Raw genomic sequence first — 19,200 nt, 5'->3', positions numbered from 1 at the left:
AGGCCGCCCGTTATAGCGGTCAATGACCGGTTTTATTCCGTGGCCCGCGCGGGGCCGGGCGGGCATTGCACCGTCCGGCACGGTGTGGTCCTTTGCGAAGATGGGCGATTTCCTCGTTGTGGGCGCCGGCGTCGCCGGCGCCGCCGCCGGCTACTTCCTGTCCGAGTACGGCCACGTCACGCTCCTGGAGATGGAGGCCGCCCCGGGGTACCACTCGACCGGCCGGTCCGCCGCGCTGTTCTCCGAGTACTACGGCAACCCCACCGTACGGGCGCTCACCGCCGCGAGCCGGGCGTTCCTCACGACGCCGCCGCCCGGCTTCGCCGACGGGCCGCTGCTGGCTCCGCGCGGCGTGCTGACGCTGTGCCCGGCGGGCGGCGAGGAGGAGTTCGCCGCCATGCTCGCCGACGGGCTGTCCGCTCCCGTCCCCGTCCGGGAGATCGACGTCGCCGAGGTCACGCGGCACTGCCCGGTCGTACGGGCCGGGCGGTACGTCCGCGCGATGGTCAAGCCGGGCGCGATGGACATCGACGTCGACCTGCTCCACCAGGGCTTCCTGCGCGGCGTCCGCGCGCGCGGCGGCGCGGTCGTCACGGGAGCGCGGGTACGGGACCTGTCGCGTACCGGCGGGCTCTGGCGGGCGGCGACCGACGCCGGCGAGTTCACCGCTCCCGTCGTGGTGGACGCGGCCGGGGCGTGGGCGGACGAGGTCGCCGCGCTCGCCGGCGTCCGTCCGCTGGGCCTCACCCCGCTGCGCCGTACGGCGTTCATGGCGGACCCGCCCGCCGGGGCCGACGCCGCCCGGTGGCCGATGGTGACCGACGTGGCCGACGGCTTCTACTTCAAGCCGGAGTCGGGGCGGCTGCTCGTCTCCCCGTCCGACGCGACACCCGTGCCTCCGTGCGACGCACGCCCGGACGACCTCGACGTCGCGCGCGCGGTCGAGCGCGTGGAGGAGGCCACGACGCTGCGGATCCGCGGCGTCCGGCGCGCGTGGGCCGGGCTGCGGACCGCGACGCCGGACGACACTCCGGTGGTCGGCGAGGCGCCGGACGCGCCGGGTTTCGTCTGGCTCGCCGGCCTCAGCGGGTACGGGGTGCAGACGTCGCCCGCCGCCGGCCGGATCGCCGCCGCCGCCGCGACCCGGACACCGCCGCCCGCCGACGGCGTCGATCCGTCCGCGCTGTCCCCCGGCCGATTCGCGGCGGCGAGTCATATTACGGAGTCAGAAACATTCGCGAGCCGCCGTACGACCGTGGAATAAGCGACCGATAATCGCGCACCGGCCATTACGATATCCATTCTGAATAAACGGCGGATCGATTCCACCGTCGAACAGCCGCAAGATCATCTGACCGAAACCGGGCCATGCGGGCCGCCCGCCGGTCCGGAACCCGGGAAGGGCAGGTCGCGATCCCTGCGGGGCGTCGATATGTGCGGCCCGGTCGCGGCCGGGCCGCAGTCGACCACCCGGCGCGCACATCCGTGTCCGCGCCGCCGATTTACTCCGATCGCCTCTCCCGCGACTCCGCGCCGACCGTTGGGAGGTGGCGAATCCAGAGGTGACGGCATCGCGTCGGCGTCGTCCGGCTTTCAGTCAACTCCGCCAGTCGGCGATGAGACCGGACGCCGCGCCGCCGGCGAGACGCCTCCTGGGAGAACTCCGTACGGCGATGGGATGGTCACCATCCGCTCCCCGGCGAGCGGCCGGAGAAGCCGCCCGAAAGTGGGCCTTGCGGAATTCGCGACGGGCAGCTTAATTTACCGCCAGCTTCGCACCAATTCCTCCGGCGGGCCCCGGAAAAGGACCCGCCTACCTTTTGTGACCCCTCACGGGGAGGTGTGGATGCCCGGACCGTCGGCCGACGATATCAACGACCATCACGACCAGTCCCAGCGGCGCTTCACCGGACGAGCGGTCGACCACGGCGGGTTCCGCCCGGTGTCGGCGTTGATCGAAGAGCAGGCCGACCGGCATCCCGGACGCCCGGCCGTCTCGTGCGGCGGGCGCACGCTCACCTACCGCCGGCTCGACGAGCTGGTGAACGGCCTCACGGCCACGCTGGCCGGACGCGGAGTGCGCAAGGGCGACGTCGTCCCGGTCCTGCTCGTGAACAGCCTCGAACTGCCGGTCACGTACCTGGCCCTGATGAGGCTCGGAGCGGCGTTCGTGCCGCTGGACCCGGCGTGGCCGCGCGAGCGGATCCGCGACACGTTCGGCGTGCTGCCCCGGACGCCGGTGCCGTGCGCGGCGGTGGACGCGGTCCCGGCGGAGCACCGGGACCGGGCGGTCGTCGTCGACGTCGACCGGATCGCGCCGGCGGAGCGGCTCGACACCGAGGCGCCGGGCCCGGGCGACCTGGTCTACGGCTTCTTCACCTCGGGGACGACGGGCACGCCCAAGTGCGCCATGAACCGGCACGAAGGGCTGACCAACCGGCTGCGCGCGATGGCGCGGTACTTCGGCGTGACCGGCGCGGACGTGGTGCTGCAGAACAGCAAGCACACCTTTGACTCCTCGCTGTGGCAGCTGTTCCTGCCGCTGATCACGGGCGGGCACACGGTGCTGCAGGTTCAGGGCGAGTTCCTCGACCTGCGGCGGACGATCGACACGATCGCGGAGTACCGCGTGACCGCCACCGACTTCGTCTCCAGCATCTTCAACGCGCTGGCGGCGGAGGTGGACCGGGACGAGGAGTTGCTGCGCGGCCTCTCGTCGCTGCGCTGGCTGATCGTGGGGAGCGAGCCGCTCAACCCCGGCGCCGTCCACCGGATGATGGCGCAGCTGCCGGGCCTGACGGTGACCAACGGCTACGGGCCGACCGAGGCGAGCATCGGGATGGTGTTCCACACCGTCTCCCCCGGCGACGGCGATCTGGTGCCGCTGGGCCGGCCGATCGACAACTGCTACGCCGTCGTCGTGGACGATGCCCTCCGCCCGGTGCCGCCCGGCACGGTCGGCGAGATCGTCATCGGCGGCGCCTGCCTGGGCGCCGGCTACCTGGGCGCGCCGGAGGCCACCGCGAGGGCGTTCGTCCCGAACCCGTTCCCGGAGATCCCCGGCGACCGGCTCTACCGCACCGGCGACCTCGGCCACCTCGACGACCAGGGGCTGCTGTACTTCTCCGGGCGCAAGGACTTCCAGGTCAAGATCGGCGGGGTCCGGATCGAGCTCGGCGAGATCGCGGTGGCGGCCGAGAGGTGTACCGGGGTGCGGCAGGCGGAGGTCCTGGTCGCCGAGCAGGCGGGCACGAGGTCGCTGGCCCTGTTCGCCTCCGGCACGGGCCTGACGGTCGACGCGCTGCGGGACGGGCTGCGCCGCACGCTGCCCCGGATCAGCGTGCCCCGGTACTACTTCCTGCTGCCGGACATCCCCCTGAACGACAACGGCAAGGCCGACCGCAGACGGCTCCAGGCCGTCCTCGACGCCCGGCTCGCCGAGGACGCGGCGCGGCTGGCCGGAGGCCCGCCCGCGGCGACACCGGCCGAGCAGGTGTTGCGGGCACTCCGCTCGGTGCTGGGCCGGCCGGACCTGACCGCGGACGCGCACTTCATGGAGGCGGGCGGGGACTCCCTCCAAGCGCTGTCGCTGGTGCGCACGCTCACCGCCGAGTGCGGGATCCCGGTGGAGGTCCAGGACCTGTACGAGCACCCGACGGCCGAGGGGCTGACCGGGCTGATCGAGGACCGGCGGCGCGGCGGGGCGGTGATCGAGGCGGAACCGGTCCTCATGGTGCGCGACGCGGCCGTGCCGGAGGGCGAGCCGATCCGGGCCGCCGACCGCGCCGCGGAGCTGCGGACCGTGCTGGTGACCGGGGCGACCGGGTTCGTCGGCAGCCGTCTCGTCCACGAGCTGCTGGCCCGCACGGACCTGCGGGTACGCTGCCTGACCCGCGCCGGCGGCGACTTCGGCGCGACGGCCCGGGTGGTCGGCGCGCTGGCCGAGCGCGGCCTGTGGGAGTCACGGTTCGCGGACCGGATCGAGGGCTACGCGGGCGACCTGGCCCGGCCCGGCCTCGGCCTGACCCCGCAGACGTGGGAGCACCTGGCGCGCACCTGCGACCTGGTGCTGCACAACGGCGCGATGGTCAACTTCCTGTTCGACTACCGCGCGCACCGCAACGCGAACGTGCGCGGCACGGTCGAGCTGCTGCGGCTGGCGATGGCGCACCGGCCGGTGCCGCTGCACCACGTCTCGACGCTGGCGACGCTGCAGACCGAGGCGCTCGGCCACGACGCTCCGCTCCCCGAGGACTTCGACCCGTCCCTCGCCCGGATGCCCGAGGGGGGGTACGCCCGCTCCAAGCTGGTCGCCGAACGGCGTCTGGCCGCGGCGCGGGAGCGCGGCGCGCTGGTCACCGTGCTGCGGCTGGGCGAGGTGATGCCGAGCGAGGACAACGCGTACCCGAACACCTCGGCGCTCACGCACCTGCTGCTCGCCGCGTTCCCCCGCCTCGGCGTGCGGCCCGACGCCGTGATCCGGTCGGACTACACGCCGGTGGACCACGTGGCGGCGCGGGTGGTGGCCGCGGTGTGCGACCGCGACGCCTGGGGCCGTACGTTCAACGTCTTCCACGCCGAAAGCGTCGACTTCGGCGCGGTGATGGAGCCGCTTCCGGTGGTCCCCTGCGGCGACTTCCTCGCCCGCGTGCGGGAGGCCGCGCTCGCCACCGGCGACCGGGAGCTGACGGCCCTCGCCTCGCTCCTGCCCGGACGGCCCGACGCGGACGAGCGGACGCTGAAGGACGCCTTCGCGGCCATGCTCACCGACAGTCCCCGGCTGTTCCGCAAGGACGAGTGCCGCCGGCTCGAGGAGCGCCGTGAGCTCACCGACGGACCGCTCGACGGCGCGATCGCCGCGTACCGGGCCCGCCTCATCCGGGGCGAGACGCCGGAGCCCCGGGGCGCCCTGGGGCCGCGACACGAGGTTTCCACCAGCTGACGACGAGACGGGAAGGCGAGCGATGCGCTATCGCACGATGGGAAGGCTCGGCTGGAAGGTCAGCGAGGTCGGATACGGGATGTGGGGCATCGGCGGAGGCCCCGGCAACTTCACCGGCTGGGACTACGACCTCGCGCCGCGCTGCCTGGACGAGGCCGTCGAACTGGGCTGCACGTTCTTCGACACGGCCTGGGTGTACGGGCGCGGCATCAGCGAGCGGATGCTCGGCGCGCTGCTGAAGCGCCACCCCGACCGGCGGCTGTACGTCGCGACGAAGATCCCGCCGAAGAACCGCGAGTGGCCGCCCGGCCCCGGCGACACCCTCGACGACGCCTATCCGGCCGGCCACATGCGGGAGTACACCTACCGCAGCCTGGAGAACCTCGGCGTCTCCCGCATCGACCTCCTGCAGTTCCACACGTGGGAGGACCGCTGGGCCGGCGACGAGCGCTGGCAGGAGGTCGTCGCCGACCTCAAGCGGGAGGGCGTCATCGGCGCGGTCGGGATCAGCGTGAACCGATGGGAGCCGGCCAACTGCCTCGCCGCGCTCGACACCGGCCTCATCGACGTGATCCAGGTGATCTACAACATCTTCGACCAGGCCCCCGAGGACGAGCTGTTCGAGCGCGCGCGGCGGGACGGCATCGGGATCATCGCCCGCGTGCCGTTCGACGAGGGAACGCTCACCGGCACGCTGACCGCCGACAGCACGTGGCCGGAGGAGGACTGGCGCGCGACCTACTTCTGCGACGAGAACCTCAAGCCGAGCGTCGAACGCGCCGAACGCCTGAAGGAGATCCTCCCCGACGGCATGTCGCTGCCCGAGCTGGCGCTGCGGTTCATCCTGCACCACCCGGCGGTGAGCACGGTGATCCCCGGCATGCGCAAGCCGGCCCACGTCCGCGCCAACCTCGCGGTGGGCGACGGCCGGCCGCTCGACGACGCGCTGCTGCGCGAGCTGCGGAAGCACCGCTGGGACCGGGTCCCGACGTGGTGGTCGATGTGAGCGCCGGTGTGATCGTGATGTGGGCGCACTCGCGCTCGGCCTCGACGGCGTTCCTGCGCATGATGCTCGAACGCGGCGACGTCGCGGTCCTGCACGAGCCGTTCCTCGCGCTGACCGAGGAGGGCGAGGTCGCGGTGCCGGCCCCGGACGGCGGCCGGGCGACCGCACGGTCACAGGAGGAGCTCCTCGCCCGGCTCACCGAGCTCGGCCGGACCCGGCCCGTGTTCGTCAAGGAGGTCGTCGACTACGAGTACGCCTTCCCCCGCGAACGCCTCGCCGCGCTGACGCACACCTTCATCGTCCGCGACCCGAAGCAGACGATCAGCTCGCACTACGCGGTGAAGCCGGCGGTGACCTGCGCGGAGATCGGCTACGAGCGCCTGTACGCGCTGTTCGAGGTCGTACGGTCCGCCGCCGGCCGCGTGCCGCTCGTCATCCGCGCGGAGCGCCTCGTGGACGACCCGGAGACGGTCGTGCGGGCCTTCTGCGCGTACACCGGGCTGCCGTTCCTCCCCGAGTCGCTCGCCTGGGAGGCCGGCGAGCGGCCCGAGTGGCGGCGGACCCGCGAGTGGCACGTCGACGCGAGCCACAGCACCGGCTTCACGAACCACCGGAACGCCTATCCCGTCACGGTCGACAACGACACCACCCTCAAGTCCTTCTACGACCACCACCTGCCGTTCTACGAGCGACTCGTCCAGCACGCGTTCTGAGCAGGAGCAGGCATGACGACAGAGACAGTGCCGGCGGAGACCACCACCGGTCCGCTGCGGCGGTCCCCCGGACAGTTGTTCGCGCGGGCCTTCGCGGCCGACCCCGAACACGCCGAGGTGAGGTTCGACTACACGATCACCGAGGCGCACGAGCCCACGAAGGACCGGCCGCGGCTGACCGTACGGAACCTGCTCAAGGTCCGCCCGGTCGACGAGGACGTCGTGCGGTTCTGGACCGAGACCCGGCCGGACGCCGGAGACGCCGGCGCGGTGCTCGACGCCGGTGTCCGCCGTGAGGCCGCGTTCCGGTTCGGCACGGCCGAGGCGGGCGTCCACCCGATCCGGGCATGGGTGCAGATCCCCGAGGGGCTCGCCGGCGACCCGGACGCGCTCGCCGAGTTCCTCGACTACCGGCTGCTCGTACGCCTCGCGACCGCGGAGAACCAGGCGCTGACGAACGGGCCGTACGGCCTGGTCAACCGCCCGGACATCGCCCGGATCGCCTACCGCGACTACGTCACCGGCATCCTGACGGCCTGCGACGAGATCGAGCAGACGGGCGCCACCCCGCACGCGATGATCGTCAACCCGAACGACTTCTACCACCGCCTGCTCGGCCGGAACGGGCTGCTGGCGGAGCTGGCCGCGAGCAACGGCATGAAGATCAGCCGGAACCGGTGGGTGCCCCCGGGCACGGCCCTGGTCGGCGACATCTCGGTCGCGGCCCGGCTCCTGGACGCGCGCCGCTCCGTGATCCGCGTGGCGGAGCCCCCGCCGGGGACCTTCGCGCGGCCGGGCGTCGCCGTCTGCGCCGAGGTCTACGAAGGGCTCGCCGTGCTCCTCCCCGCGCTGTTCTACCTCGTCGTCCCCGAGGACGCCGCCGCATGAGGCTCTCGTTCTACCGCCCGTACGCCGCGATGTTCGGCGGGATCTTCTTCTGCCTGCTCGGCGTCGGGGCGTCGCTCGCCACCCTGCCCTTCTACGTGCTGCGGGAGCTGCACGGCGACAAGGTCGAGGTGGGCGTCGTGACCGCGGCGATCGCCGTCGCCGCGGTCGTCACGCGGCCGATCGCGGGGCGGCTCGGCGACCGTCACGGCTACAAGCTCGTCATGCTGGCGGGCACGGCGATCTGCGTCCTCGCCGGCGCAGGTTATTACGCCGCCCGCGACGTGCCGGTCCTGGTCGCCGTCCGGATCCTGCACGGCATGGGCGAGGGCACCGTCTACACCTCGGGCGCGGCCTGGCTGGTGCGGCTGTGCCCGACCGAGCGACGGGGCCGCGTCGTCGGGCTGTACGGCATCTCGATGTGGCTGGGCATCACGCTCGGCGCGCTGTTCGGCACGGTGGCGATGCGGGAGAGCGGCTTCTCCGCCGTCTGGGGCCTGTGCGTCGCCGTCGGCGCGCTCGGCCTCCTCGTCGTGTCGTTCCGGCAACGCCCGGAGCAGGCCGAGACCGCGGCGAGGACCCGTGCGGCCATCCTGCCGGCCGGCACGGTGATGCCGGGCATCGCGCTGTCGCTCGCCGCCCTCGGCTACGCGGCGCTGTCGTCGTTCGTGGCGCTGCACATGGCGGCGCGCGGCGTCTCCGACGGGATCGCCGGGCTGAACGCCTATGGCGTGACGTACGTCGGCGTCCGGCTGGTCATCGGCAACCTGCCGGACCGGCTCGGCGCGCGGCAGGTGGCGTTCTGGTCGGCGGTCGTCGAGGCCGTCGGGCTGCTGATCGTCGCCGTCGCCACGAACCTGGTCACGGTGATCATCGGTGGGCTCGTGATGGGAGCGGGCCTGTCCCTGCTGTTCCCGGCGCTCGCCCTGCTCGTCATCAACCGTACGGAGCCGTCCCAGCAGGGGGCCGCCCTGGGCGGATTCACCTCGTTCTGGGACGTCGGGCTGGCGGTGGGCGGACCGTTCGCGGGACTCATCGCGAACGCGTCCGGCTACCCGGCCGTGTACTGGGTGATGATGGCCTGCGCGGTCGTGTCGGCGCTGCTGTCCTGGACGACGAACCCGCAGCGGAGACCGGCGATGCAGGAGCCCTGACCTCCTTCCCCGGCGGCCGGGCCGGCCGGCGCGGTCGTGCGTGGTCGTGCGTGGTCGTGCGTCTAATCCGCGAACTACCTGTGCGTTCTCTTGGGGTTCCCCGCCGTGAGACCGGGCATTGCGTGGTTGACCCCCTCGCATGTCCCGAAAACGGCACGGAACTCGAGGAGGGCACCGATGACAGAGACGGCTCAGCGTGCGCGACAGCAGGAGCGCGAGGAGCAGCGAGAACGAGCCCAGCGCGGCAGGCGCGAGGAACCACCGGCGGAGGGCACCGTCGGCATCGTGCTGGCGGGGGCCGGGGCACGCGGCGCGTACGAGGCCGGGGTGATGTCGATCCTGTTGCCGGAACTCGACAACCGGGGCTACCGGCCGTCCGTCTTCGTGGGCACCAGCGCCGGTGCCATCAACGCCGCACTCTTCGCCTCCCTCGCGCACCTCGACGCCGCCGAGGCGGCGGAACGCGCGCTGACGATGTGGCGATCGGTGCGCCGGCACATGGTCTTCAAGCCCGTCCTGCCGACGCTGCCGTTCGCGGCGATGCGCTACCTGCTCCGGCTGGGCAACATGCCCGTCCCGATGACCGGCGGCCTGCTCGACACGCGGCCGCTGGGCACTGCCCTGGCCGGCATGCTGAGCTGGCGGGACCTGCACAAGAACCTGCGCACCGGCGCCGTCCAGGCGGTGGCCGTCGCCGCCACGGCGAGCCACACGGGGCGGACCGAGATCTTCATCGAGAGCCCGAACATCCGCACCCCGGAGCCCGACCTGATCCGCGCGGTCGACTACGTCGACGCCCACCTGACGCCCGAGCACATCATGGCCTCGGCCGCGATCCCGGTGCTGTTCCCGCCGGTGCGCATCAAGACCGAGGAGACCGACGGCTGGTACATCGACGGCGGCGTCCGGCTGAACGCGCCGATCGAGCCGGCGCTCGAACTCGGCGTCGAACGCGTCGTCGTCATCGCCACCGACCCCGGCAGGCGGCTGGAGAAACCGCTCGGCGACCACGCGGGAATGCCGCCGACCGTCCAGGACACCTTCGCGCAGCTCCTCAACGGTGCGCTGTCCGACTCCATGATGGAGGACCTGAACACCCTCCGCGACGTCAACCAGCTCGTACGGGCCGGTGGGACGGGCGTCATGAGCCGAGGCTCCTCCGGCCGTAAGTACCGCGTCGTCGACTGCCTCTTCGCCGGACCGGCCCCGGGGGACGTCGACGAGCTGGGGCAGCTCGCCAACACGGTCCTGTCGACGGGCATGGCCGGGCTGCGCGCCCTCCAGCACCCCGAGCTCCGCCTGCTCAGCATGCTCATCGGGCCGACGGCGAGCCGTGGTGAGCTGATGAGCTACCTGATGTTCGAGCCGGAGTTCATCGACGAGGCGATCGAGCTGGGCCGCCGGGACGCGATGCGCGTCCTCGAACCCGCCAAGGACAAGGACGGGGACATCTGGAGCATCTCCGACTAGCCCCCTCGCCGGTAGATCACGTTCCGGAGGCAGCCCACCCGTCCGACGGGGTGGGCTGCCTCCGCGCTTCCGCCCGCCGGTCCCCCTGCGCGTCGTCCAGCACGGACAGCAGGTCGATGAGGCTGCGCCGCTGGCCGGGCGCCAGCGGCGCGAACAGGTCCTCGCTCGCCTGCCGACGGGCCTGGCGCATCTCCTCCCGTACGGCCAGACCCGCGTCGGTGAGGTGCAGCCGGATGGCGCGCCGGTTCACCGGATCGACCGCGCGCCGGACGAGGCCGGCCTCCTCCAGGGAGTCGATCACGGTCGTGACCGACCGGGGCACGACGCCGAGCCGGTCGGCCAGCTCGGTCATCCGCAGCGGCTCGTCGCTGCGGGTGATCACCCGCAGCGCCCGCTCCTGGGCGGGCGTGAGACCCAGCGGGGCGAGCCGGGCCAGCTGGGCCCGCCGCAGGCGCTTGGTCAGCCGCTGGAACAGGTCCGCGAGCTGCGCCGACGACTCCTCTTGATCCATACCGCCGAGTATACCGAACGAGGCTCATACTGAGTTTTGTACATTGTGAGTGTTACTCTGTTTCGGACAGAAGCCACCGATTCGTGAGGCGCCCTTGAGCCACCACTCCCCCGAACGCGATCGCCCTTCCACGCCGCGCGTGCCGCTGCGGCGGGTCCTCCGCCTGTTCACGCCGTACCGCTGGAGCCTGGCCTTCGTCGGCCTGCTCGTCGCCGCGTCGTCGCTGGTCTCCCTGCTGAACCCGTTCCTGATCCGCGAGGTGATCGACGTCGCGCTGCCCAAGGGACGCGTGGGCCTGCTCACCGTCCTGGCCGCCGGGATGATCGTCGTGTCGGTCGCGAACAGCTGCTTCAGCGTGTCGCAGACCTATGTGTCCACCAAGGTCGGCCAGCGGGTGATGCACGACCTGCGCACCGCCGTCTACGCCCACCTCCAGCGCATGTCGCTGGCCTTCTTCACCCGCACCCGCACCGGCGAGGTCCAGTCCCGCATCGCCAACGACATCGGCGGCATGCAGGCGACGGTGACCACCACCGCCACCACGCTGGTGTCCAACCTGACGACCGTCGTCGCCACGGTCATCGCGATGGCCGCGCTCGACTGGCGGCTGACGCTCGTGTCGCTGATCATGATGCCGGTCTTCGTGTGGGTCAGCCGCCGCGTCGGCCGGGAGCGCCGCCGCGTCACCCGGGCGCGTCAGGCGCAGCTCGCCACGCTGGCCTCGATCGTCCACGAGTCCCTGTCGGTCAGCGGCATCCTGCTCGGGCACACGATGGGCCGCTCCCGTACGCTCACCGACGCGTTCGCCGCCGAGTCGGCAACGCTGTCCGACCTGGAGGTCCGCGCGAACATGGCGGGCCGCTGGCGGCAGTCCATCATCCAGATCGTCATGTCCTCGATGCCCGCGGCGATCTACTGGGCGACGGGCCTCACCGGCCGGAACGGCCACATGCTGATCTCCATCGGCACGCTCGTGGCCTTCACGACCCTGCAGCAGAGCCTGTTCCGGCCCACCGTGCAGCTCCTCCAGGTGGGCGTGGACCTACAGTCCTCGCTCGAGCTGTTCGGCCGCATCTTCGAGTACCTCGACCTGCCCGTCGACGTCGCCGAGCCCGAGCACCCCGCGCGCGTCGGCGAGATCCGCGGCGACGTACGGCTCCGCGCGGTCGGGTTCCGCTACGCGGGCGCGGCCGATGACACCCTGAGCGACGTCGACCTCTCCGTGCCCGCCGGGAGCAGCCTGGCGGTCGTCGGCGAGACCGGGTCGGGGAAGACGACCCTCAGCTACCTGATCCCCCGGCTGTACGACGTGAGCTCGGGCAGCGTGACCATCGACGGCATCGACGTGCGCGACCTGTCCTTCGACGACCTCACCCGCGCGGTGGGCGTCGTCTCCCAGGAGACCTACCTCTTCCACGCCTCGGTCGCGGACAACCTGCGGTTCGCCAAGCCGGACGCCACCGACGCCGAACTCGTCGAGGCGGCACGCGTCGCGCAGATCCACGACCACATCGCCGCGCTGCCGGACGGCTACGACACCGTGGTCGGCGAGCGCGGATACCGGTTCTCCGGCGGGGAGAAACAGCGCCTCGCGATCGCGCGGGCCGTGCTGCGCGACCCGCCGATCCTCGTCCTCGACGAGGCGACGAGCGCGCTCGACACGCGGACCGAGCGGGCCGTGCAGGAGGCGATCGACGCGCTGTCCGCCGGGCGCACCACTATCACCATCGCGCACCGGCTGTCCACCATCCGCGGCGCCGACCAGATCGTGGTGCTCGACCGCGGGCGCGTCGCCGAACGCGGCACGCACGAGAGCCTGCTCGCCCGCGACGGCCGCTACGCCGCCCTCGTGCGCCGCGACGCCCGCCTGACGGTGGACGCCGCGCTCGGCGAGGAGGCCGAGGCCCGCTCGGCCTGAGCGTCACCGGCCCCTGTCCGGGACGGCGCCCCGGTCACCGGTCGTCCCCGGGCGCGGCCGGGCCGCCGCTCGCGCCCGAGCCGGTCGAGTCGTCATGGTGCGCACGGAGCGGGCGGAAGAACGCGCGAATCTCCTCGGCCAAGGCTTCCGGTGCCTCCATGGCGCCGAAGTGTCCACCCCGAGGCATCGTCGTCCAGCGCGTCACGTTGAAGACGCGCTCGACCCAGGGGCGGGGCGGCATCGTGTCCTGCGGGAATACGGCTACTCCCAACGGCGGGTGGACCCGTTCGCCAGATTCGAAACGATTGGGGCGGAGACGGTTCTCGCGGTAGAACCGCATGGAAGAACCGATGGTGCCGGTGAACCAGTAGATCGAGATGTTGGTGAGGATGGCGTCCAACGTGAAGGCGCGCTCCACGTCGCCGCCGCAGTCGCTCCAGCCACGCATCTTCTCGACGATCCACGCCGCCAGGCCGGCCGGTGAGTCGGTCAACGCATACGCAGGCGTCTGCGGCTTCGTCGACTGGAGACGGTGGTACGCGCCCTCCGCGTCGAACCATGCCGCGGCGGCGTCAAGGAAGGTCTTCTCCTCTGCCGACAACGGCGGCTGTCCATCGCCCAGGGGCGGCCGGTAGAAGCCGGGAATGAAATTCAGGTGCAGTCCGGAGACCCGGTCGGGGAAGCGGGACGCGAGCCACATCGAGACAGCCGCACCCCAGTCCGCCGCCTGGGCACCGAAGCGGTCATAACCGAGGCCCGTCATCAACTTCATCCACAGCTCGGCCACATGTTCGGGGCCGAAGCCCGGCCGGGTCGGCCGTTGCGAGAATCCGTGACCCGGCAGCGAGGGGACCACGACATCGAACGCGTCGGCCGGATCCGCGCCATGACCGCCGGGGTCGGCGAGGAGGGGGATGAGCCGCTCCATGTCGAAACCGGAACCCGGCCAGCCGTGAGTCACCACCAGCGGAAAAGGGGCGGGGCCGGTCCCGCGTTCGTGAATGAAGTGAATCCCGAGCCCGTCCAACTCCGCGACGTACTGCGGAAACGCATTGAGCCTCGCTTCTTGCGCCCGCCAGTCGAAGTCTGTCCGCCAGTACTCCGTCAGGCGCCGAAGGAATGCCAGGTCGGTGCCGTCCTCCCAGTCCGTGCCCGGCATCGCATCGGGCCAGCGAGTGTGCCGCAACCGACGACCCAGGTCTTCTAGCCGGTCGTCACTGATGGCGATTTCGAAAGGCTTCATCTTCATGTACGCCTACTCCGATCGCGGAGCAGCACCATCGATGGCACTGCGGTGCATCGCTAGACTTTCGGACTATGAGTCCATCGGAGCCTAACACGGTTTCGGACCGACAGTCCGAAATTCCCGGCCGACGTCAGGGCCGACCGCCGGTGTCTCGCGACAGCATGCTCGCCGCCGCGGACGCGCTCTTCGCGGACGCCGATACGCCCCAGACGGTGTCGATGGACGCCATCGCCGCGGCGGCCGGCGTCGGCAAGGGAACGTTGTTCCGGGCGTTCGGCGACCGCGACGGGCTTCTCGACTCACTGGCCGCCGCGAAGTTCCTGCCGCTTCGAACAGCCGTGGAGTCCGGCCCGCGGCCCCTCGGACCGGACACTCCGGCGCCCGATCGGATCGTCGCGTTCCTGGACGCAGTGCTCACCTTCAAGCTGGAGAACCGCGACCTCATGCGCGCCCGCGAGGTGGCCTCCACCGGGAACCTGCGGTCGGAGCGCTACCGGTGGATGCACGGACTCCTGCAACGTCTGATCCAGGACGCCGCGACCGGATGCGCCGCGAATGACGCCGGCTACGCCGCGCACGCACTGCTTGCGACGTTGCACATCGACCTCATCGACGAGTTGCTCACCACCGGGCATTCCGTCGAGGACATCCGCCGCGCGCAAGCGGCACAAGCGCGTGCCGTTCTCGGCGGAGTGGTACGGGCGTACGGACGGTGATTCCGGGCCGGCGAACCGGTGGAGGGGCCGTCGGCCGATCAGCCCGTCGGCGTAGCCGGTCCGGATGCCGGCGGCGGCTCACCACCAGATGGGTCTCCACGCCGAGTTCACGCAGGGCGGCCAGGAGGCCGAGGCCCGCTCCGCCCGAGACCGGCCGTCCGGGCTCACGTCACCGATCGTCGTCGGGCACGGCGGCCGCCCGCGCCAGCAGGTCCCGCTGCCGGCGCCAGGCGGCGAGGGTCGTGGCCTGGTCGGGCTCCTCGGGCCGGAACGTAATGCCGCTGGTCACCGGCATACCGGCGTGAATGTCGGACTCCACGCTCGCCACGGTGAGCTCGAAGGACTCCGTTCCGGCCGGCTCCGGAGTCGTCAGGCGGATCGGCCTCGCCCGTACGTAGACCACCGACCCGGGAGAGACGGCTCCGAACAGCACCGTGCCGCCGCGACCGAGGTTGCGCGCGGTCCGGGTGCCGTGCCACAACGCCACCCGCAGCGTCCGCTCGTCCCGTACGAGCAGCTCACCGGCACTGAGCATGCAGAGCCGCGGCGCTCCGTCCTCGTCGGTGGTGACGAGCAGGAAGGCGGGCTGCTCCGTGGCGGCGAGCGCTTCGTCGCCCAGCGCCTGGACGAGTTCGTCCGGGAGGCGGTCTCCGAGCAGGTCTGCCATGTCGTTCGGCCTTTCATGCTCATCGTACGAGCCGGGACGCCGACCGTGACGGCCCACGCCGGGGCATGGCGGGGCCGGTCACGGGCGGTGCTCAGCGGCGTCGCGGAGGGACGGTGGGGATCGCCGGGATGGAGGGGATCTCCGCCGGGTCGATCTTGAACTCCGCGGGGTACGTGAGCGGGTCCGTGGCCGAGCGCGGCTCGGTGGAGCGCCAGCTGTAGATGCAGGTGTCGCAGACGTACATCGTCCACCGGCCGGGCACGGGCGATGTGGTCAGCACCCGGACGTTCTCGGTGCCACAGCGCGGGCAGATCGTGGAGTTCACGGTGGTATCGGTCATTTGAGCAGTCCCTTGATGATGTTCTCCCAGTCGGCGGTGCCTTCGGGGTCGCCCACCACCTGGGAGTAGTGACCGCGCTCTTCGGGCGCGACGGGCGTCGTGGCGTCGAGGATCACCTTGTGCGTGATCCCGGCCGGGTCGGAGCTGGGGTCCAGCGCGAGGATCGACAGGTTCGGGATCGTCACGGTGTCGTGCAGCGGGTGGTAGTGGACCGACAGGGCCCACATGACCTGCGCGAGGTTGAACGGGTCGACGTCCTCGTCGACCATGATGATCACCTTGCAGTACGCCAGGCCGTGCGGAACGGTCATGGCCCGCATGCCGACCGCCTTGGCGAACCCGCCGAAGCGCTGCTTGACGGAGATGATTCCCAGCAGGCCCTGGGTGTACATGGCGTTGACCGCGGCGACCTCGGGGAACTCCGCCTTCAGCTGCCGGTACAGCGGCACGCTCGTGTTGAGCGCGAGGGTGTAGTCCATCTCGGTCCACGGCATGCCGAGGTACAGATGCTCGAAGATCGGATTCCGGCGGTGCGTCACGCGGCGGACCCTGACGACCGGCTGACGGCGGGCGCCGGAGTAGTGCCCGGTGAACTCGCCGAACGGCCCCTCGATCTCCCGTTCGCCGGCGATGATCTCGCCTTCGATGACGACCTCGGACCCCCACGGCACGTCCAGGCCCGTCAGCGGCGCCTTCGTGATCCGGTACGGAGCGCCCTGGATCGCGGCCGCCATCTCGTACTCGGACTGGTCGTAGGCCAGCGGCATGCCGGCCACCGTGGTGATCGCCGGTTCGTTGCCGAGGGCGATCGCGATGGGCAGGTTCTCCCCGCGCTCCTCCGCCCGCTGCAGATGCAGGCCGAGGTCGTGCGCCGCGAGCGGCTGGATGCCGAGCCGGTCCTTGTCCTTGACCTGGATCCGGTAGATGCCGACGTTCTGCTTGCCGAAGTCGTCCGGGTCGTCGGGATCCCGGCTGATGACGGCGGCCTTGTCGATGTAGCAACCCACGTCGTACCTGTTCAGCCGGAACAGCGGAAGCAGGTGGAACAGGTCGATGCCCTCGGTGATGGTCACCTCCTGCCACGGCGCGTCGTCCCGCCGCTCGACCGGGCCGGGAAAGGCGTCCCAGCGGCCGGCGAACTCGAAGAACTGGTCCTTGACGGAGGTGTCCTTGTCCAGGCCGAGCATGAGCGCGTGGTTGGGCCAGGAGCCGACGACGTTGAGAGCGACGCGCCCCTTGCCGGGCTCGTAGCCGTTGATGTTGTCGAACAGCAGTGCCGGACCGCGGTCGGTGAGGTTGGCGGTCGCGCGGGCGGCCGCTCCGAGGTCGGGTTCGGGGTTCACGGGTTCGGAGTAGGTCAGCAGTTGACCGTTGCGATCGAGTGTCTCGAGGAACTCGCGCAAGTCGGCATAGGCCATGTTCGGATCTTCTTTCGCGTGGAGTGGCCCGGAAGAGCCAGGGGTTCTCTCGATGTCCGCGCCGCGGAGCGGGGCGGAGCCGGGGCCGGTCAGGCGGTGGCGGCCACGGGGTCGTCGCCCATCGAGTGCCGGTCGCGGGGTGGAGTGACGGCCCGCGGGTGCGCGCCCTGCCGCATCCCGCCCCACCGGCGTACCGTCGGCAGGTCCAGTCCGAACTGGTCCAGCGTGCGTCCGACGATGTGCTCGACGATGTCGTCGATGCTCGACGGGTGGTTGTAGAACGCGGGAGCGGGCGGCAGCACGGTCGCGCCCATCTGGGACAGCGCGAGCAGGTTCTCCAGATGGATCGTCGACAGTGGCAGTTCTCGTGCCAGCAGCACCAGCCGGCGGCGTTCCTTGAGCGTGACGTCCGCCGCGCGGCCGATGAGGCCGTCGGCATATCCGGTGCGGATGCCGGCGACCGTCTTCATGCTGCACGGCGCGACGATCATCCCGTCCGTGCGGAACGAGCCGCTCGAGATCGCCGCACCCTGGTCGTCCGGCGAATGAACGACGCTCGCGAGGTCGGTCACTTCGCGCACCGTGTACGGAGTCTCCTCCGCGATGGTGGCGCGCGCCCAGCGGCTCACCACCAGATGGGTCTCCACCTCGAGCTCACGCAGGGCTTCCAACAGGCGTACCCCGATGATCGCGCCGGTGGCCCCTGTCATGGCAACGACGAGTCGCACGGCAACCTCCCCGGTACAGATGCGTGACGCTCAGTTAGTACGTGGGCGTCCTAACTCGGCCCACGATACTCCGTGTACGTCCTATTACCGAATCGGGGGGCGGGAGGCGGATCCGCTCAGGGGGTGCCGGTGTGCTCCCGCCGGGCCGGCGTGCTCTCGCCGTCCCATCGGTACCGGTCGGTGCGCTGCAGCCCCAGCAGCTGCAGCACGCGCTCGGCGAACTCGTCCTGCAACTCCGCCAGCGTCTCCGGGGCGTTGTAGTAGGTCGGGATCATCGGGAAGACGATCGCACCCGCCTCGGTGACCGAGACCATGTTGCGCAGGTGGGCGAGGTTCAGCGGGGTTTCACGCAGGCAGAGCACCAGCCTGCGGCGTTCCTTCAGCGCGACGTCGGCGGCGCGTTCGACCAGGTCGAGGGCCAGACCGTGGGCGATGCGGCCGAGCACTCCGGCCGCGCAGGGCAGGATCACCATCGCGTCGTACGGGTAGCTCCCGCTCGTCACCGGGCCGGCCAGATCGGCCGGATCCAGCAGCCGGACCTTCGGCGACGTGGCGCCCAGCGCCTGGGCGACCGAGTCCGGGTCCTCCTGCGTGCCGAACTCCAGGGCCACCAGCTTGCGGCCGTTGGCCGACACCAGCAGGTCGACGTGGGTGACCCGGTCATCGTCCTGCAGCGCGGCCAGCAGCCGCTTGGACACACCGACGCCGCCGGCACCGGTCACGGCAACCGTGATTCTTCGGTTCTCAGGCATGAGGTCGCTCCCCCGTGAGCGCAAGAAGGTCCAGGCCTCATGGAGGCCGACCTCGCAACAGTTCCCGCCCACGAGATCGCGAAAACCTTGCCCACCGGGCCGGAAGCGACCTGACCAGGTCATACGCGCGTGTCCGCGCCAGATCTCTCCGCCCGCCGCGCGGGGCCGTCACCTTCGGCTCCGGAGCAGTCCGGGTTACTCCGGTTGCTCCGTGTCCGCGGCCAGAACGCGGTGTACGAGCCGGAAGAACTTCTCGCGCTCGTTCGCGCCGAGCGTCGCGAGCAGCCGCTCGTCGACCTGGGCGGCGAATGGCGCGGCCTTGATCACCATCCGCCGGCCCTCCGGGGTGAGGTCCAGCAGTTTGCGCCGGGCGTCGGCAGTGTCCCGCCTGGTCATGAGGAGGCCGCGACCGCGCAGCCGTTCGACGATGGGGGCGGCCGTGGACTTGTCGAGCCCCGCGTGCTGTCCGAGCGTGCCCTGGTCCATGCTGCCGTGCTCGTACAACGTGCCGAGCACGGTGAACTGCGGGCCGGTGAGGTCGCAGGGCATGATGTCCTGCCAGATCCGAGTGCGGAGCTGGAACAACCGCCGGATCAGGTGCCCGGCGCCGCTGGTCCCCTGACGGACCAGTGCCCGGATCTCCGCGTCGTCACCTCCGGCGGTGACACTGGGACCGGAGCCTGCGGGCGCCTCGTCGGCACCGCTCATGCGGCCACTCCTTCGCTCATCGGACG

General features: G+C 71.3%; 17 protein-coding genes. 9 read left to right on the top strand and 8 right to left on the bottom strand.

Annotated features, from left to right (window positions below):
• The first annotated feature begins 100 nt into the window (after positions 1-100).
• The 7 genes from NE234_RS19325 to NE234_RS19295 all read left to right on the top strand — a co-directional run bounded on the left by NE234_RS19325 (position 101) and on the right by NE234_RS19295 (position 10,170).
• Positions 101-1,264, top strand: coding sequence for an NAD(P)/FAD-dependent oxidoreductase (locus NE234_RS19325; RefSeq protein ID WP_252781849.1), 1,164 nt, complete (start codon positions 101-103; stop codon positions 1,262-1,264).
• A 582-nt stretch (positions 1,265-1,846) separates the two neighbouring features.
• The gene (locus tag NE234_RS19320) at positions 1,847-4,942 is read left to right on the top strand and encodes a non-ribosomal peptide synthetase (protein ID WP_252781848.1); all 3,096 of its coding nucleotides are present in this window, start codon (positions 1,847-1,849) and stop codon (positions 4,940-4,942) included.
• A gap of 22 nt (positions 4,943-4,964) precedes the next feature.
• Complete coding sequence (locus NE234_RS19315) at positions 4,965-5,948, top strand: aldo/keto reductase (RefSeq protein ID WP_252781847.1); 984 nt, start codon at positions 4,965-4,967, stop codon at positions 5,946-5,948.
• Positions 5,945-6,661, top strand: a complete 717-nt coding sequence (locus NE234_RS19310) for a sulfotransferase (protein ID WP_252781845.1) — start codon at positions 5,945-5,947, stop codon at positions 6,659-6,661. The genes NE234_RS19315 and NE234_RS19310 overlap by 4 nt, the downstream gene beginning before the upstream one ends.
• Before the next feature lie 12 nt (positions 6,662-6,673).
• Positions 6,674-7,549, top strand: coding sequence for a family 3 encapsulin nanocompartment shell protein (locus NE234_RS19305; protein ID WP_252781843.1), 876 nt, complete (start codon positions 6,674-6,676; stop codon positions 7,547-7,549).
• Positions 7,546-8,700 carry an MFS transporter gene (locus tag NE234_RS19300; RefSeq protein WP_252781842.1) on the top strand — a complete coding sequence of 385 codons (1,155 nt, stop codon included), beginning with the start codon at positions 7,546-7,548 and terminating at the stop codon, positions 8,698-8,700. Before NE234_RS19305 ends, NE234_RS19300 begins: the two co-directional genes overlap by 4 nt.
• A 177-nt stretch (positions 8,701-8,877) precedes the next feature.
• On the top strand, positions 8,878-10,170 hold the full coding sequence (locus NE234_RS19295; protein ID WP_252781840.1) for a patatin-like phospholipase family protein: 1,293 nt from the start codon (positions 8,878-8,880) through the stop codon (positions 10,168-10,170).
• A 16-nt stretch (positions 10,171-10,186) separates the two neighbouring features.
• Here the strand turns inward: NE234_RS19295 and NE234_RS19290 are convergent, their stop codons facing one another.
• Positions 10,187-10,681, bottom strand: coding sequence for a MarR family winged helix-turn-helix transcriptional regulator (locus tag NE234_RS19290; RefSeq protein WP_252781838.1), 495 nt, complete (start codon positions 10,679-10,681; stop codon positions 10,187-10,189).
• 139 nt (positions 10,682-10,820) lie between these two features.
• Here NE234_RS19290 and NE234_RS19285 point away from each other — a divergent pair, with 139 nt between their 5' ends.
• Complete coding sequence (locus NE234_RS19285) at positions 10,821-12,599, top strand: ABC transporter ATP-binding protein (RefSeq protein WP_308206907.1); 1,779 nt, start codon at positions 10,821-10,823, stop codon at positions 12,597-12,599.
• 34 nt (positions 12,600-12,633) lie between these two features.
• Here NE234_RS19285 and NE234_RS19280 read toward each other — a convergent pair whose 3' ends face one another.
• Positions 12,634-13,848, bottom strand: coding sequence for an epoxide hydrolase family protein (locus NE234_RS19280; protein WP_252781836.1), 1,215 nt, complete (start codon positions 13,846-13,848; stop codon positions 12,634-12,636).
• Positions 13,849-13,991: 143 nt separating this feature from the next.
• Between NE234_RS19280 and NE234_RS19275 the strand changes: the two genes are divergently transcribed.
• Entirely contained in the window at positions 13,992-14,561 is a 570-nt protein-coding gene (locus NE234_RS19275) for a TetR/AcrR family transcriptional regulator (protein ID WP_252781834.1), read from the top strand.
• Between the two features lie 169 nt (positions 14,562-14,730).
• Here NE234_RS19275 and NE234_RS19270 read toward each other — a convergent pair whose 3' ends face one another.
• The 6 genes from NE234_RS19270 to NE234_RS19245 form a co-directional block, all read right to left on the bottom strand.
• Positions 14,731-15,228 (bottom strand): hypothetical protein, encoded by a 498-nt coding sequence (locus NE234_RS19270; protein WP_252781832.1) that lies wholly within the window; start codon positions 15,226-15,228, stop codon positions 14,731-14,733.
• A 91-nt stretch (positions 15,229-15,319) separates the two neighbouring features.
• The gene (locus NE234_RS19265) at positions 15,320-15,568 is read right to left on the bottom strand and encodes a non-oxidative hydroxyarylic acid decarboxylases subunit D (RefSeq protein WP_252781830.1); all 249 of its coding nucleotides are present in this window, start codon (positions 15,566-15,568) and stop codon (positions 15,320-15,322) included.
• Positions 15,565-16,986 (bottom strand): non-oxidative hydroxyarylic acid decarboxylases subunit C, encoded by a 1,422-nt coding sequence (locus tag NE234_RS19260; protein WP_252781828.1) that lies wholly within the window; start codon positions 16,984-16,986, stop codon positions 15,565-15,567. The genes NE234_RS19265 and NE234_RS19260 overlap by 4 nt, the downstream gene beginning before the upstream one ends.
• Positions 16,987-17,075: 89 nt before the next feature.
• Entirely contained in the window at positions 17,076-17,714 is a 639-nt protein-coding gene (locus NE234_RS19255) for a UbiX family flavin prenyltransferase (protein ID WP_252781827.1), read from the bottom strand.
• A gap of 116 nt (positions 17,715-17,830) precedes the next feature.
• Entirely contained in the window at positions 17,831-18,466 is a 636-nt protein-coding gene (locus NE234_RS19250; protein WP_252781825.1) for a UbiX family flavin prenyltransferase, read from the bottom strand.
• A 195-nt stretch (positions 18,467-18,661) separates the two neighbouring features.
• Complete coding sequence (locus NE234_RS19245; RefSeq protein ID WP_252781823.1) at positions 18,662-19,174, bottom strand: MarR family winged helix-turn-helix transcriptional regulator; 513 nt, start codon at positions 19,172-19,174, stop codon at positions 18,662-18,664.
• Positions 19,175-19,200 lie beyond the last annotated feature (26 nt).

Source organism: Actinoallomurus rhizosphaericola, assembly GCF_024055675.1.
GTDB classification, from domain to species: Bacteria; Actinomycetota; Actinomycetes; order Streptosporangiales; family Streptosporangiaceae; genus Actinoallomurus; species Actinoallomurus soli.
Note: the sequence above shows the minus strand (reverse complement) of the source record. Positions and strands in the feature narration are given on the sequence as shown.

Bases quoted from the DNA above. Each gene is read 5' to 3' on its own strand.
- NE234_RS19260 (WP_252781828.1), bottom strand. From the start codon at position 16,986: ATGGCCTATGCCGACTTGCGCGAGTTCCTCGAGACACTCGATCGCAAC.
- NE234_RS19300 (WP_252781842.1), top strand. From the start codon at position 7,546: ATGAGGCTCTCGTTCTACCGCCCGTACGCCGCGATGTTCGGCGGGATC.
- NE234_RS19295 (WP_252781840.1), top strand. From the start codon at position 8,878: ATGACAGAGACGGCTCAGCGTGCGCGACAGCAGGAGCGCGAGGAGCAG.
- NE234_RS19325 (WP_252781849.1), top strand. From the start codon at position 101: ATGGGCGATTTCCTCGTTGTGGGCGCCGGCGTCGCCGGCGCCGCCGCC.
- NE234_RS19250 (WP_252781825.1), bottom strand. From the start codon at position 18,466: ATGCCTGAGAACCGAAGAATCACGGTTGCCGTGACCGGTGCCGGCGGC.
- NE234_RS19270 (WP_252781832.1), bottom strand. From the start codon at position 15,228: ATGGCAGACCTGCTCGGAGACCGCCTCCCGGACGAACTCGTCCAGGCG.
- NE234_RS19290 (WP_252781838.1), bottom strand. From the start codon at position 10,681: ATGGATCAAGAGGAGTCGTCGGCGCAGCTCGCGGACCTGTTCCAGCGG.
- NE234_RS19245 (WP_252781823.1), bottom strand. From the start codon at position 19,174: ATGAGCGGTGCCGACGAGGCGCCCGCAGGCTCCGGTCCCAGTGTCACC.
- NE234_RS19320 (WP_252781848.1), top strand. From the start codon at position 1,847: ATGCCCGGACCGTCGGCCGACGATATCAACGACCATCACGACCAGTCC.
- NE234_RS19265 (WP_252781830.1), bottom strand. From the start codon at position 15,568: ATGACCGATACCACCGTGAACTCCACGATCTGCCCGCGCTGTGGCACC.
- NE234_RS19315 (WP_252781847.1), top strand. From the start codon at position 4,965: ATGCGCTATCGCACGATGGGAAGGCTCGGCTGGAAGGTCAGCGAGGTC.
- NE234_RS19280 (WP_252781836.1), bottom strand. From the start codon at position 13,848: ATGAAGATGAAGCCTTTCGAAATCGCCATCAGTGACGACCGGCTAGAA.
- NE234_RS19305 (WP_252781843.1), top strand. From the start codon at position 6,674: ATGACGACAGAGACAGTGCCGGCGGAGACCACCACCGGTCCGCTGCGG.